The 13,987-nt window shown below is 48.7% G+C and carries 14 protein-coding genes and 1 pseudogene; 6 read left to right on the forward strand and 9 right to left on the reverse strand.

Annotated features, from left to right (window positions below; translation table 11 throughout):
- Positions 1-87: 87 nt before the first annotated feature.
- Together msrA and RGU75_RS10605 are read left to right on the forward strand one after the other, a co-directional pair.
- Positions 88-618: a peptide-methionine (S)-S-oxide reductase MsrA gene (msrA, locus tag RGU75_RS10600; protein WP_322235687.1), complete on the forward strand. Its 531-nt coding sequence runs from the start codon at positions 88-90 to the stop codon at positions 616-618.
- Between the two features lie 115 nt (positions 619-733).
- Entirely contained in the window at positions 734-2,368 is a 1,635-nt protein-coding gene (locus RGU75_RS10605; protein WP_322235689.1) for a PAS domain-containing protein, read from the forward strand.
- Between the two features lie 211 nt (positions 2,369-2,579).
- On the opposite strand, the gene RGU75_RS10610 is transcribed toward RGU75_RS10605, so the two are convergent.
- The 3 genes from RGU75_RS10610 to RGU75_RS10620 form a co-directional block, all read right to left on the reverse strand.
- Positions 2,580-3,791, reverse strand: coding sequence for a cyclopropane-fatty-acyl-phospholipid synthase family protein (locus RGU75_RS10610; protein ID WP_322235691.1), 1,212 nt, complete (start codon positions 3,789-3,791; stop codon positions 2,580-2,582).
- A gap of 115 nt (positions 3,792-3,906) precedes the next feature.
- Positions 3,907-4,569 carry a pyridoxamine 5'-phosphate oxidase gene (gene pdxH / locus RGU75_RS10615; RefSeq protein WP_322235693.1) on the reverse strand — a complete coding sequence of 221 codons (663 nt, stop codon included), beginning with the start codon at positions 4,567-4,569 and terminating at the stop codon, positions 3,907-3,909.
- Positions 4,566-5,102: a hemerythrin domain-containing protein gene (locus RGU75_RS10620; RefSeq protein ID WP_322235695.1), complete on the reverse strand. Its 537-nt coding sequence runs from the start codon at positions 5,100-5,102 to the stop codon at positions 4,566-4,568. Before RGU75_RS10620 ends, pdxH begins: the two co-directional genes overlap by 4 nt.
- 487 nt (positions 5,103-5,589) lie before the next feature.
- Here RGU75_RS10620 and tcdA point away from each other — a divergent pair, with 487 nt between their 5' ends.
- The 3 genes from tcdA (at position 5,590) to RGU75_RS10635 (ending at position 8,058) form a co-directional block, all read left to right on the forward strand.
- Positions 5,590-6,459, forward strand: a complete 870-nt coding sequence (tcdA, locus tag RGU75_RS10625) for a tRNA cyclic N6-threonylcarbamoyladenosine(37) synthase TcdA (protein WP_322235697.1) — start codon at positions 5,590-5,592, stop codon at positions 6,457-6,459.
- Between the two features lie 524 nt (positions 6,460-6,983).
- Complete coding sequence (locus RGU75_RS10630; RefSeq protein WP_322235699.1) at positions 6,984-7,688, forward strand: MgtC/SapB family protein; 705 nt, start codon at positions 6,984-6,986, stop codon at positions 7,686-7,688.
- A 13-nt stretch (positions 7,689-7,701) separates the two neighbouring features.
- The gene (locus RGU75_RS10635; RefSeq protein WP_322235701.1) at positions 7,702-8,058 is read left to right on the forward strand and encodes a hypothetical protein; all 357 of its coding nucleotides are present in this window, start codon (positions 7,702-7,704) and stop codon (positions 8,056-8,058) included.
- Between the two features lie 39 nt (positions 8,059-8,097).
- Here the strand turns inward: RGU75_RS10635 and RGU75_RS10640 are convergent, their stop codons facing one another.
- The gene (locus tag RGU75_RS10640; protein WP_322235703.1) at positions 8,098-8,661 is read right to left on the reverse strand and encodes an NAD-dependent epimerase/dehydratase family protein; all 564 of its coding nucleotides are present in this window, start codon (positions 8,659-8,661) and stop codon (positions 8,098-8,100) included.
- On the opposite strand from RGU75_RS10640, the pseudogene RGU75_RS10645 reads away from it, so the two are divergent.
- A pseudogene (locus RGU75_RS10645) lies at positions 8,656-8,904 on the forward strand (LysR substrate-binding domain-containing protein); the annotation flags it as partial. The gene RGU75_RS10640 and the pseudogene RGU75_RS10645 overlap by 6 nt on opposite strands.
- A gap of 182 nt (positions 8,905-9,086) precedes the next feature.
- Here the strand turns inward: RGU75_RS10645 and RGU75_RS10650 are convergent.
- From RGU75_RS10650 to RGU75_RS10670, 5 genes are all read right to left on the reverse strand, one after another.
- Positions 9,087-9,560: a spore coat U domain-containing protein gene (locus RGU75_RS10650; protein WP_322235705.1), complete on the reverse strand. Its 474-nt coding sequence runs from the start codon at positions 9,558-9,560 to the stop codon at positions 9,087-9,089.
- Positions 9,557-10,888, reverse strand: a complete 1,332-nt coding sequence (locus RGU75_RS10655) for a fimbria/pilus outer membrane usher protein (protein WP_322235707.1) — start codon at positions 10,886-10,888, stop codon at positions 9,557-9,559. The genes RGU75_RS10650 and RGU75_RS10655 overlap by 4 nt, the downstream gene beginning before the upstream one ends.
- Positions 10,854-11,870: a fimbria/pilus outer membrane usher protein gene (locus tag RGU75_RS10660; RefSeq protein WP_322235709.1), complete on the reverse strand. Its 1,017-nt coding sequence runs from the start codon at positions 11,868-11,870 to the stop codon at positions 10,854-10,856. The genes RGU75_RS10655 and RGU75_RS10660 overlap by 35 nt, the downstream gene beginning before the upstream one ends.
- Before the next feature lie 25 nt (positions 11,871-11,895).
- Positions 11,896-12,555, reverse strand: a complete 660-nt coding sequence (locus RGU75_RS10665) for a molecular chaperone (protein WP_322235711.1) — start codon at positions 12,553-12,555, stop codon at positions 11,896-11,898.
- Positions 12,556-12,660: 105 nt separating this feature from the next.
- Positions 12,661-13,185: a spore coat protein U domain-containing protein gene (locus RGU75_RS10670; RefSeq protein WP_322235713.1), complete on the reverse strand. Its 525-nt coding sequence runs from the start codon at positions 13,183-13,185 to the stop codon at positions 12,661-12,663.
- Positions 13,186-13,987 lie beyond the last annotated feature (802 nt).

The following is a 13,987-nucleotide window of genomic DNA, read 5'->3' on the forward strand; positions in this document are numbered from 1 at the left end:
AATCTGTGAAATCATGAGGGAAAGTATGCACGTGGGCACGGAGTACGTTAAAGTCACTATTAATGATAAATCCACAGGGGAATGCGTATGGCTAACGAAACTGCAGTGTTAGGCGGTGGTTGCTTTTGGTGTCTTGAAGCTGTTTATCAGGAAATCAAAGGAGTCGAACATGTTGAGTCCGGTTATACCGGCGGGCATATCGTGGAGCCGACTTATGAACAAGTGTGCGATGGCACTACTGGCCATGCAGAAGTGGTGTTAATCAACTTTGATAATGAAATCATTTCTTTTCGTGCATTGCTGGAGATATTTTTTACGATACATGATCCCACTACACTTAACCGGCAAGGCAACGATATCGGGACGCAATATCGTTCGGTTATCTATTATCAGTCGCCGGAACAAAAAGAAACCGCTAAGCATGTATTGGCAGAGATGGCGTGCGTATGGGATGCACCAATTGTGACAGAACTATCGCCTGTTGAAATCTATTTCAAGGCCGAAGACTATCACCAGAACTATTTCAAACAACACCCGCTTCAAGGATATTGCGCGTTTGTCGTGGCGCCAAAAGTTGCCAAACTGCGGAAAACCTTTATGGATAAGGTCAAAGCTTAATAGCGTGCTGTTTGACGTACGACGCAACCATTTTGTAGGAACAAAAATCTGACCAGGATTCATCCGGTCAGCACGTCCATACCGACTAAAAAACAAGCTCCTATTAGGAATTGACTTGGTCTTTGCATCGAACGTCTGGCCGCCGGAGGGGACCGAAATGGGGGCGCTTGTGCGCCATCTGGACTGGTCCAAAACCGCGCTTGGCCCAATGTCTGATTGGCCTCCGAGCCTTCGTATTGCTGTCACGATGGCGCTCGATTCGCCGTTGCCGACAATCGTACTTTGGGGACCTGATTTAATCCAAATTTATAACGATGCCTATCGACCGATTCTTGGGCTGCGCCATCCCGCAGCGTTCGGCCAGCGAACCAGGGATTGCTGGCCCGAAGTGTGGGACTTTAATGCGGTCCTCTATAACCGTGTACTCAGCACAGGGGAGCGCGTACATCTGGAAGACCAAGAGTATGTGATTGCTCCTTCCGGCATCTCTGAAACGCGCTACTTTACGGTCATCTACGCACCAACGCGGGATGAAGCGGGCGATGTCCGTGGCGTATTTGTGATCGTTGCCGAAACCACGCGGCGGGTTCTCGCCGAGCGTGAAAACATCACTTTGTTAAAAGCCACCCAATTTGCAGCCGGTCAATTACAGCATATGTTTGATCACGCACCCAGCTTTATGGCGCTTCTTAAAGGGCCTGAATATGTGTTCAATATTGTCAATGCTGCCTTCATGCGCCTTTTTTCGCGGTATGACGTACTCGAAAAAACGGTAGGGCAAGCGGTACCAGAGTTCGAAAGTCAGGGCTTGGTGAAATTGCTTGATCAAGTTTTCGCTTCTGGCGAGCCATTTTTGGCTTATGAAATGTCGGTGTATTTGAGAGATAGCGTAGATGGCCGCATCAAGGAATACCATCTGGACTTTGTATTTCAACCGATCAAGGATCACAACGGTGATGTTAGCGCTATTTTTGTAGACGGCAGTGATAAGACCGAACAGCGCCATGCGCGCCTTGAGCTGCGTCGATTGAATCAAAAATTGACTGACAAGGTGGTGTGCCTCGAAGAGGCGCAAACCGAGCTGTTTCAGTCTCGATCAACGTTGCGGAAGCTCATCGATCATCAGGAAAGTATTAAGGAAGACGAGCGCAAACGCATCGCACGCGACATCCACGACGATCTAGGAGCGGTCCTTACCGGTATCAAGGCAAATGTCTCCGTTTCCATCGACCGTTCTGCACGCGGTGGGCTTCCTGAAGATCCGCTGCTGATAGAAGCGGTTGAGCAAGCCGATGCGGCCATCGGAGCGGTCCGTCGAGTGATAACCGAACTACGTCCAAGCGTTTTGGATCAGCTGGGCGTCTGGGCCGCGTTGGAATGGTACGCCGGGATAATCGAAGAGCGCACTGGGCTGCAATGTCAGTGGAGCATTAGTGAAAGTGCCGCTGGAGTCGATTTGGATTCCGACCGCAGTACCATGCTATTCCGCATCGTTCAGGAAGCGCTCACCAATGTGGTACGTCATGCTGGCGCGAAGCAGGTAAAAATTAGAATTTTTCACTATAAGCGCACGATTATCGTCAAAATTAAAGACGATGGAAAAGGAATTGGTAAGCAACAATTACGCGACGGAAAATCCTGGGGAATTCTTGGCATGCATGAACGTACCCGGCATTTTGGCGGCGAGTTGAGTATCTCGGGCGCCTTGGGTGCGGGCACCGCGGTCATATTGCGACTGCCACTTAATTAGTCTGATATAACAATGGCGAACCGTTTCATAGACGCCTGCTTTTGAGGCCGAACCCACGGCCGACAATTGTCGCAGACGTCCGCTTTAGCCAAGCGGTTACCGTCTCATTGTTGCCATGGGGTAGTGTGTTTACAACGACTGAACCGAAACGATTTTATCGCATACGGATAGGGTCAGACGGCGTTGTCAGCCTCCTTATCAGATAATATCTTTACTCACTATCGTAAATATATTTGCGTGACCAGGGTAGCGTTGCAGCGCTGCGACCAGACTTTCGACAGATGACCTGATATAGCGACATCCAGTCGCGCTCAAAACCATATGCACTGCCGGCAAGATACAGACGCCAGATACGAAACCGACGATCATCGGAAGCTTGCCTGACTTCGTCCGAGCGGGCCTCGATATTATCGGCCCATATGCTGCACGTTTTAGCATAATGGCGACGCAGGTTTTCGACATCCATGACCTCAAGGCCGCCTTCCTGCATTGTTTTGAGAACGAATCCAATATGGGGTAATTCACCATGAGGAAATACATATTTTTCGATAAATTCGCCACCACCGTATGGTGACTCACCGTTATCGATATCGGTTGAGGTGATGCCATGATTCATGGCCACGCCATCGTCTGCCAGCAGTGATTGGATACGCGAGAAATACATCGGGAGATTTTTGAGGCCAACGTGTTCAAACATGCCAACGCTGGTGATCCGATCAAATTTTCCGGTGACATCACGATAGTCCTGTAAACGGATCTCAATTTGGTCAGTTAGTCCAGCTTGGGCCACGCGTTCTTTGGCTAATGCGTATTGATTTTCGGAGAGTGTTACTCCCACGCATTTGGCGCCGAATTTGTGTGCGGCACGCAACACGAGCGCACCCCATCCACAACCAATATCTAATAATGTCTGACCCGGTTGTAGTTGAATTTTGGTCAGAATATGATCAATTTTTTTAATTTGTGCAGTGTACAGATCTTCATCGCCGTTCTCAAAATAGGCGCATGAATAGACCATATTTTGATCTAACCACAATTGATAGAATGCATTCGAAACGTCGTAGTGATAATGAATCGCTTCAGCATCCTTAGCCTTGTTGTGGCGAATACTGCGCGTGACTCGGCCAAATTTTCCTTCGGGCTTCAGATAGGCGGCGGCTAGTCCATTTGCGACGGTAATGATTTCCTTGAGCTTGCCTTCAACCTCGATTTTACCTTCCACATACGCTTCGCCCAGATTTGATAATGAAGGTGTCAGCAGATAGGAGAGAGAAGAAGCATGAGGAACGCGAATGGTAACGTCGGGAGAGGGCGCGCTACTGAAGTCGAAACGCTGCCCGTTCCACAATTCAAGCCGCAATGGCAAAGCAGCGTGAGTGCGGATTTCTTCCACCCAATTTTCAAGTTTTTTTTCCCAGAACATTTTCTATTCTCCTCAGAATAATAACTGCGACTATCGAAAATACGCTTTTGCAAGCTTCATTCAGTCATTGTTCGTGGGCATTCGCGATCACTTTATCATTTGTTTTTATTCGCTGTTATGGCTGCAACCGTTCTCGTTGCCAAGTACCATTTATATTTAGCCGATACACAATGCGATCATGCAATCGAGATCGGCGACCCTGCCAAAATTCTACCGTATCTGGAATAAGTTTGTATCCGCCCCAATTTTTTGGACGTTCCGGGTGATCACCAAACTTTTTTTCGGCCTCTAAATAGTGGGCCTCAAGTAATGCGCGATTTGCGATTGGATGACTCTGATCGGAAGCAATCGCACCTATCTGACTACGCAATGGACGACTGGAAAAATAGGCATCGCTCTCGGCTTCCGAAACACGGTCAACACGTCCTTCCAGACGTACCTGACGTTCTAATTCAACCCAGTGAAAGAGCAGCGCTGCAAACGGATTGTGTGCAAGATCTTGACCTTTTCGACTGGCGTAATTGGTGAACCATGTGATGCCCTGTGCATCGAAATTTTTTATCAGTACGATGCGCGAGGATGGCCTTCCGCTTTCGTTGACAGTGGCCAGACTCATCGAATTTGGTTCCGGGACTTGTGCCTTGATAGCCTCGCCTAACCATTTTTCAAATTGCGCCAGCGGCTCACTGAGCGTGTCCGCTTTCGATAAGCTGGCTTGACTATAGTCGGTGCGAAGATCGGCGATTGACGTGGTGATCTTGTTAGTGTCGATACTCATACGGAAATTCCTCTACGGCGTTGCATAGCTGTTCCTAACAGGGTCATTTGTGCGGCGCTAAAAATACGTTTTGCCATTGGCGCGATCCACGTTTCTTCCTTCTCCATATGTGCCAGATAGAGAGTCGAAAAAAGTGAGACGTCGTCACCGGAAAGCTCAGCACTTTGACCGGATTGCACCGCTAACAGTTGCGCGCTCAACTGATGCCAGAGTTGCGCCATTTGCTGGTGTTCATCAATAATTTCCGGCCCTAATCGTCGCAAAACCTCAGCATCTTCATCTTTTGCAGTGGCTGTCAGCATTGGAAATAAATCCTGCTCTTCATCGTCGTGATGATGTGGTGCAGCTTTATTGAAGTAGCGCAGAATACTGGTTGCCGCTTCTTGCGCCTCTTGGTTGGCGCCATGTTCTGACAAGTGTGTTCGCAACCGCTCAAGCGTCGCAAGTTGTTTGCGGATTCGCTCATGGCAGTGTTTGAGGACGGCAATCGGCTGACCAAAATCGGGCGCTGTTTCGAAAAGTGAATTTTCCATAGTTATCCTGGTGACGATTAATTAAGATGATTGATGATCATTGTGCGTCATGTTTTGTGTCATGTTGCAGGAATACGTAATTGATGAATAGATCCTATTAGAACATTTGTGCTGATGCAGCGTAAATGGCGTAAAAATAGGTCAGGATGGTCGTAAAAAATGTGCAACATAGTGTTTATCAATTGATTCAGTCAGAGGCAGTATCCGCGATCAGAATCAGACTGATATGATAGAAATACGCTGGCAAGAATGTATCGGTAAAATAGGGACGCTAATCATCAGTCCTGAATCGGCGCATTGCAGAACACAGAACGCTTTGGTTAGCCTTCAACATTATGTCGCAATAGTGGCTTTTTCATCACTTGCCCATGCTTTTATGTTGTCGGTTCATTTTCTGTTACTTGCCTGTTTTTGCCACAATTGTTGCAAAATAGAATTTCAATTGTTGTTTAATCGTCATTTATTATCCTACTCTTTGTAAACACTTATGTCTTCATCCGTTTTGCCCGTCAACGTGTCTGTTCATCCCGATTCCACCAGCGCAGAGGAGTTCGATTTCGACCGTCGCTTTGGTGGTATCGCTCGCCTTTACGGTGCGCCAGCGCTGGCGCGTTTTCGGCTAGCGAATGTCTGCATTATAGGGGTAGGCGGTGTGGGTTCGTGGGCGGTTGAAGCGCTGGCGCGTAGCGCAGTCGGCCATCTGACCATGATCGATCTGGATAATTTGGCGGAGTCTAACGTCAATCGCCAGATCCATGCGCTTACCGATACGCTAGGACAGGCCAAAGTGACCGCGTTGGCAGAGCGCATTAAACAGATCAATCCGTATTGCCAGGTCACTGAAGTGGAAGATTTTGTGACGATCGATAACCTCGAGGAAATGCTGGGTGGCAAGCGCTATGATTATGTGATTGACGCCATCGACAATGTACGCGCCAAGACGGCAATAATCGCCTATTGCCGTGATCACGCTATTGGCTTGATTACCATTGGCAGCGCGGGGGGGCAATTAGATCCAACCCGCATTGAAATTCGCGATTTGGCACGCACGGAGCAAGAACCGTTGCTGGCCAAGGTACGTAAGCTGCTTCGCTCGCAGCACCGATTCCCGCGCGGTGAAAAAAGTAAATTTGGTATTGATGCTGTATTTTCGACTGAACCTGTGCGCCTACCTGTTAATGAAGATGTTTGCGCAATTGATGACAAGGCAAACACTTCTGTTAATACCTCAGTCACGGGTTTAAATTGTGCGGGTTATGGCTCTGCAGTCGTCGTCACGGCGAGCTTTGGGCTGGCCGCCGCGGCCTACGTATTACGCAAGCTTGCCGTTGATACCGATTCAAAAGCTGCATTATGAACAAGTATTGATAGGCGTAATCGAACAGTATTCGCATTGATGCAAGCGGGTTTCAGATCACTGACTAATTGGGTCGGTAAATTGGATTATATTCGCCACCTATTCTTACACGGCGTTGAGGCGGTGAATGATTGAGGGTTGACATGCATGGCTCAGCTAACTAGAATTCGCCTCATTATGTTTCTTGGAGTTTCAATTTTGGACAGTAGTTCTAGACCCTGTGGATGGGCAAACAGCCTGTCACAATTCGCGTAAGCATTAGCAGACCTCATTCCGCTTCAGCCCGCGACTTGTGACGATGAATTACACATTTTTGTAATTTGTTGCAATGCATTTTGCAATAGCGTGCTGTGGTATCGCATTTTCCGGTGATCGTTATCGTCATCGCACATTCGTATACTCCCATCCTTTTTGATTGATCTTAGTCGTTTGCCGGCGCGCGGAATCGTTGCGTCGCTCAGGACTAAATGTTGTCTACGCATACCGTTTCGGAATGTGTGGCAGCTGACGCTGAGGTGTGGATTATGGAATGGCAAGTTTTTTTAGTGCGGGTTTTACTCGCGCTCACTCTAGGTGCGTTGATTGGCGCAGAGCGTCAGATGCGTCAGCGTATGGCAGGATTGCGTACTAATGCTTTGGTAGCTATCGGCGCTTCGCTGTTTGTGATGGTGTCAGCGTTTGAAACCGATCCGCAAGGGGCGACGCGCATCGCCTCCTATGTTGTATCCGGTATTGGGTTTTTAGGGGCTGGCGTGATCATGCGCGAAGGCGCGAGTGTGCGTGGCTTGAATACGGCGGCAACCCTATGGTGTTCAGCAGCTGTCGGCGTGTTATGCGGCTTGGGGCATCCACTTGAAGCGGCGATTGGTGCGGCAGCGATTCTGGGCACCAATGTCTTGTTACGCAGCGTCTCACATCTGATCAATCGGCAAGACCTGCAAGGCGCAACCGAGATTGAACAGGTTTACCGTCTCTCTATCGTTTGTCGCCCTGATGACGAGGTACAGGTCAGGACATTGATGTTGCATATGCTAAATGGCATGCCGCATCTGGTGGTGCAATCATTGCATAGCGAAGATCTGCCTTCCGGTACGCAACTAGAGGTGCGCGCGGACCTTATCACGTCGCCTAGTAATCATTTACAGCTTGAACAGATCGTTAGCCGTGTCAGCCTTGAAAAAGGCGTCAGCGCAGCGCGTTGGGCCGTTCTCAGCGATATAGAAAACTAGAAAGGAGATTGATATGACTCTCGAAAAATGGGGAAAATTCTTCAGAAACCATCTTCCCCTTGCTACCGCAGCGATGTCAGCCAACGTCGTAGCCGAACAGCGATTACCGTATCGTGTAGTCACATTGTGTCGCACGGCCGATGCAATTCAGGTCGAGCAGTTAATTCGGCAGCAGTTGGGGCGCGGTTGTACCGCACAATATTATCCGGGCGTGGCCGTCGGCAAAGGCAATCTGACTAACATTACGGTAGAAATACGCTGTTCGATACATGAGCGTGCTGATGTGGTGCGCCTGGTGACGCGATTGGGTCTGGAAAAATGCGTGCGTAGCGTCATGTGGGAAAGTATTCCGAAGAAGCTAGCTGCCTGAATGCACAGCTTCATCAGTCAAAGTATCGGCTAAAAAGTATTAGCTGGCATCTGACCGCCAGATGCCAGCTAGTGTCGCAGAAGATATGACCAGCCTGAATCTGAAAGGGCAGCAACAGGACGATCCGGCGGGTGCTTTTTTGAGTGCGAGCAAATATAAATCTACGACATCTTCGATATGCACGTTGGACCAGATATTGACGCCCTTTCCGACAAAACGTCCAATGCCGCTTTTGCGTGCTTGCGCCACCAACGGCGGTATTTGAACGCTGTACGGATTTAGTTTTAGACCATTGCCATAAATCATCGTGTTGCACAAGATGACCGAACGCACACCGCGCCCGGCAGCATCAATGATTAGCTTATCGAGCGCGGCGCAGTCAGCTTTTTCGGGCGCAGGTGCATAGGCAGTGTCTTCATCAAAAATTTTCTCAGAGGCCCACTCGCCACGTGCATCGTCCCCAACGACACTTGATCCGCTGGTATGAATAAACACTTTACCCGAACCAGTTAGCGCATTGAGCAAAGTCTCGACTGCTGGCAGATTGTCGGAACTAGCAGCATTGATTACCGCATCTGCACAGGACGCTTCTCGTGTCAGCATCAACTACTGGGATTTTCTCAATATGATGCGGGCAATATCTGGCCGCTAGCTTTGCATGGGCTGGGAATTGTTTGTTTAGCTGACTTTATGACGCGGGGTGATATTGTTGCAGGACGGTTGAAGTCACTGTTAACCGATGCTTACAATGGTGATGATCAAAAAATTCATGCTGTCTATTATCGGAATACGCAGTTGTCACGCCGGATTAGTTGTTTTTTAGAATTTTTGCAGCAAAAGTTATAAACGTCGCGTTAGCGGATGCTTGGGGATGATTGCATTGCGGCGATCCGACGAAGCTCCCAACTCGCCGTTCGATATCGGGTGAGATGGAGAGTCAGCAAATGTTTTGGGATGACCCACAATGGTCTGAAAAAAATGACCGTAGCTAAACCATGCTGCATTTTCATAGCGCATTAATTCTTTGCTCAATAAGTAACGGTTACCGCCACCGTGTCGGTGTAAGTGCTGGCTGGCTTGCTCTGGCCCGGAGGTATGCGACCATACACAGTGTAATGGTGCGTTGTTGGTGTTAATAGGATGAGGTAACTATCGGTCACGGTTTGGGTTCCGGCGCTGCCATCTCCCCAGACGATCAAACGGGTAGGATCGCTATACAAATTATAGTTGAGGAAGTTCGTCCCGGAAATCAGTGTTCGATTGATATAGGTTCCGCTGCCAGTGCTGAGACCTATGGTGTAACTACCAATACCAGCCGCTACTTGAGCGGTGCATGTAATGGCGACATCACCGATACCATCGTTGTTGGTCGCGAGAGTTGCGAAATAATTGGAGAATGATGTCGCCGTAGCCGCCACGGTGCAGGTGGAAAGCAGCGCGTTGGCGCTTAAAGGGAGGACTAATAGGCTAATCGAAATAGTCGATTTTAAGTTGTTTTTCATTTGGCCTCCTGATGGCACGTAAATGGACCGAGCCTCGGCAACATCTGTGGGTGGCTTGTCGCTGCAATTTGAATGCTACAACGGGGTTGTGCATCGTCGTTAAGTACAACGATGGTGGCCGGATAGATTATCTGCGGTATAAAGAGTTCCCCGTGTAATGCTATTTCTTGTTCTGCCTGATCGCCATTTACCCGAACCCGCGTACCGTTCGGAAATGGCGTGCCAGTTTCATCCACGAGAATCACAGTTGCGCTCTGACTCAGACGTGCGGTGAATTTCAGCAGACTACCTGAGCGTGGGCCCGGAACGACCGATTTTTGTTCCAATTCTAGGGTCATCGATAACGGCAGACCCGCGTCATCCAGATACACATTATTTTTCTCATACGGAATCAGGCGCGGTACGAAGCCGACACCGTTTTTGTCAGTCTGGCCCACCTTGACATTATTGGCATAGATATCGATCGGCTGAGTGACCGGCACCTCAATTATCGCGAAACTTTGATCCAGCCAACGCGATGCGCGCACATGTCCACCCATCAGCGCAATGCCACCACGCGCCTCCAGTTGCAGATTGCTTTGACCATTTATGCGATTGGCACTCGCGTTATATTCGCCTGTGGTTCCGACGTAATTAACGCCGATATCCTGGCCACCGCTTACGAATACCGACTCACGTGCGCGATAACCCCAACCGCCTTCTGCAGGTGCAGCTTGCTGGTATTCGGCGCTCAGGAACTTACTACCCTTTTGTCCGCTTGCTGTCATTTGAAACGTGTTCTGGTGCGACAGTGGAATGACCCAAACGACATTAACTGATATTGGACGATCATCAGTCAATGACTTTAGCAATCCAACGCTGACATTACCGCTTCTATGCAAATTGTAATTTGCACCGACATTGATAGCGCGTACGTTGTCCTGGCCGCGATTGATTTGGCTGACGTAGCCGAAAGCAACGTTGGTATTGGCCGTTATAGAGACATTGGCCTGGGCTTGGAATTGTTCCGCAGGCGGAAGCGTGTCATGGTCCAGGCCAAGTTGCCAAAAGCGCGAACCGGCAAGCTGCGAGCGCAATGTAAATGCATACCTGTCGCCTTGCCGGTCGAACTGAAGGTATTGCGAAGTGTCGCGCCCACGTTCGGAGCTGCTGGCGGCAAGGCCAGCACTGAGCAGGCCAATATTGCCAAGCGCGGCAGCCGCACCGAAGCCAAACGATTGACGTCCGCGCATGATTTCTCCGTGGCCTTCTACGGTAGTAACATTACTGATGCCATAACGTAAGGTGCCAGAACTAAAACTCTCCGTAGTAACTATTCCGACTCCCAAAATTGTTGCGCATCGCGCCGATTTCGTAAGACTCGTCCTTGCTTCCCTGTTTCAGCAATTGCGTGCTGGTGATATAACTTTGGGTGTAAACCTGCTGGCGTCCGAGTACATCATGAACCACCATTTGCACGTTGCCCTGACCCGCAGATACTGGCACATTGTTGATCGCGAACGGCCCGGTGTCGACCGGCTGCTGAAGTCTCAAAATATTATTAACGTAGATATCAACAACTGACGGCACTGCTGCGGTACCGTTGAATGTCGGAAGCGGGATTGCCTGAAAACCAGGAGTGGTAGAAAATTTTGTATGCCATTGCACTCCGCCGAAATACACCTGGCGCGAAAAAGAGCTGGTTCCCGTAATGCTATCGCCGACGACCAATGTTGCCTGCTGCGTTGGAAAATCACGTGTGTACTGGCTATCAAGGCGGAAGACCGAACTTTTCTGGATCAGATCTAGACCCACGAAGCGGCTGGTAAAGGTGCCTCCGCCAGAAAAAATACCAAGTTCGGCTACGCCAGAAAGATTATTTTGATTTATCCCGCGTGTGTAATTGACATCGTAGTTTAAAAAAGCGCCAGTTGTTGACGGCTGTTCGACTAACGGTGACTGATCGCCAAAATTGAATTGGGCACCGACGAAGGCGGCCGGTGGCGCAAGGATGTTCAAGGTTTGGGTTGCCTCCTCGATCTCGATCTGTACACCCGGTATGGCGTCCAGCGATATGTAGCTGACTTGATTGCGCTTGATTGGCACAACGTCATGTAAGCGCAATCGTGCATTGGTCAATACCTCCAAAGGTATTAGAATTTGATTTGTCGCGGTACGCACGATAAGTGTTGCATCTGCAACTTTTTGGTTGTTGACGACGACATCGAGCAACAAGTCCTGCTCCGCCTTTTGGCCTGACACTTGTACGGGTTTCAATTCTGCCGCTGATTGTTGCTGTGCGAGCTGTGAGACTTGTTGTGGTGTCGCCAAAGCCGGTCCCTGACAGGCGATAAGGCTAGCGAGAAGGTACTTTATCTTCCAACGTGAGATTTTCTTCAGACTCTCCCTTGTCCGTTTGTATCCGTACACGAACCTTTCCGGCATGAATTTTTCCGTTTCCCAGCGACCACCCTTTGTGTTGCCCAGATAAAACATATGCAGGCGTTCCAATATCAAGAACGTTACTGCTATCGATGTTATTTAACTGCAGGCGAACAATTTTTTGATGAAAGTTACCTTTATTGATCGCCGTTAACATGACACCGGTGGGTCCCTGCGTTAATTGCCAGGACATTTTTTCTTGTTTTATTGGTGGTGCGATAAAAATGGGAATACTGACCTTTAGCAAAGTCTTTAATCCAGGTGGTTGTGGACCACTTGGCGGTACTTGTTCGATCAATAGCCGGTATGTTTTTTCAGATGTTGCGTTAGCAGGGTCACGTTCGCCGAACCGCAAAAATTGTGTTTGCCCTGGAGCAATTGTAAATATAGGCGGATTTAACAGCAGCGCGTCGGTCGCCTTCAATACTTCGACCCTACCATCGGTACTCCAGTCGATTGCGCCGACTTGTATACGCACCGGGTCATCTCCGGTGTTTCTGATGCGCAACACACCTGATGGGTGCTCTGTAGTCAACTCGAATCCGACCGGGTTGACGTTAAACGACGCGCTCATGGCAATCTGGGGCAAGGCGGCAAAAATGACAGCACACCCAAGGGTAAGTGCCCCAACTGATTGCCTACTATTGAGTCCTTTTTTTAGCGCTATACGTGGTGTCATTTAAAAGGTTACCGTTGCCACAACTGAATCGGTATACACCGCCGCTTTTGTGGACGTCTGACCGAATGGAACACGTGCGTAAATTGTACTAATCGTCGGCACAGCGGTAGCCACGACTGCTGTTGGTGCAGTAGCAGCGGTATTGCCCCAGGTTACCGTACGTCCAGTGTCGGAAAATAGGGAATAGTTAAGGAACGACGGTGTGCCGCCACCGCTGGTCAGACGCCGCAATGGTATAGCGTCTGTGGAACCCGTATTTGAATTGGCGCCTTGCCCAAGGGTAATAACCGGCGTGGCACCGACCGTGCAGTTCGTGGTGACAATGGCTGTTACGTCCTGATTGGTGGTGGCATTGGTCACAATCGGGTCATAGGTCGTCGTGAAACCAACTGCCACGATGCTGCAACTGTTAGTGATTGTTACCGTATTGAGCATAGTGGAGGTTGCCGTTGCGGCTTGGGCGTTTGCATACCCAATGGACAATATGGCAATAAGAGTTGCACTAGGGATAGATTTTTTTATCATGACGTTAACTAGCTCGCATTTCAACGGTTTATTTCGATCGGTTTCTACTAGGTAGATACAGTCATGTTTTCGAAGTTAGCTATGTCCCAATGACTCCTTGAAATGTGCTGATGTGGAAATTATAGTTTCTTGTGTTTAATTTTTCAAGGTGAGTGCATCAAAGCAATGTTAACGATCGTTAACTAGTGGTGTATTTGCGACAATTCGCGCAATTCCCAGTCGCCTGCAATGAGATAAAAAATGAAGAAAAAATGGCGTTGAACTGCGATCATATTTATGCGTCAGATTACTTCTTTATATTCATAGAAGGCGGCCATGAAATCCTTCGCTAATTTGATAACCCTAGCTGCACTGAGTGTGGCCTTGGGCGGCTGCGTAGCAGTTCCTTACGCAGATGGGTATAGGCATGATGACGGGTATCGGCATGATCATGAAGGGGGTCGAGATGATCGTCATTATTAAGCTTTGAAGCAAGGAAAAAAATTATTGTTTGCGCGTCAAATCGCGTTGGCGAATAGCGCTCCTGAATTATCGGGAAATAATAGGAATTTTTACTTTTATAATTTATTTTTTTAGAAAATTAAACCTGTCTTCGGGATCTAAATTAATAGCTTTTTACATCTGATTTATTGCCCACTTTTTGAGCTTATTGCGCGCTTATTGTCAGATTTAGCGGCAGGTCTGGATAGATAAAAAGACTGATGCGCGTTGGACTATTTTTGGCGTATTTAACACGTTGGCGTGCCTACGCAATCGATTATAGATATCGATCAATAACTTTTAGCAAAATTGTCCCATCATT

Source organism: Glaciimonas sp. CA11.2, assembly GCF_034314045.1.
GTDB lineage: Bacteria > Pseudomonadota > Gammaproteobacteria > Burkholderiales > Burkholderiaceae_D > Glaciimonas.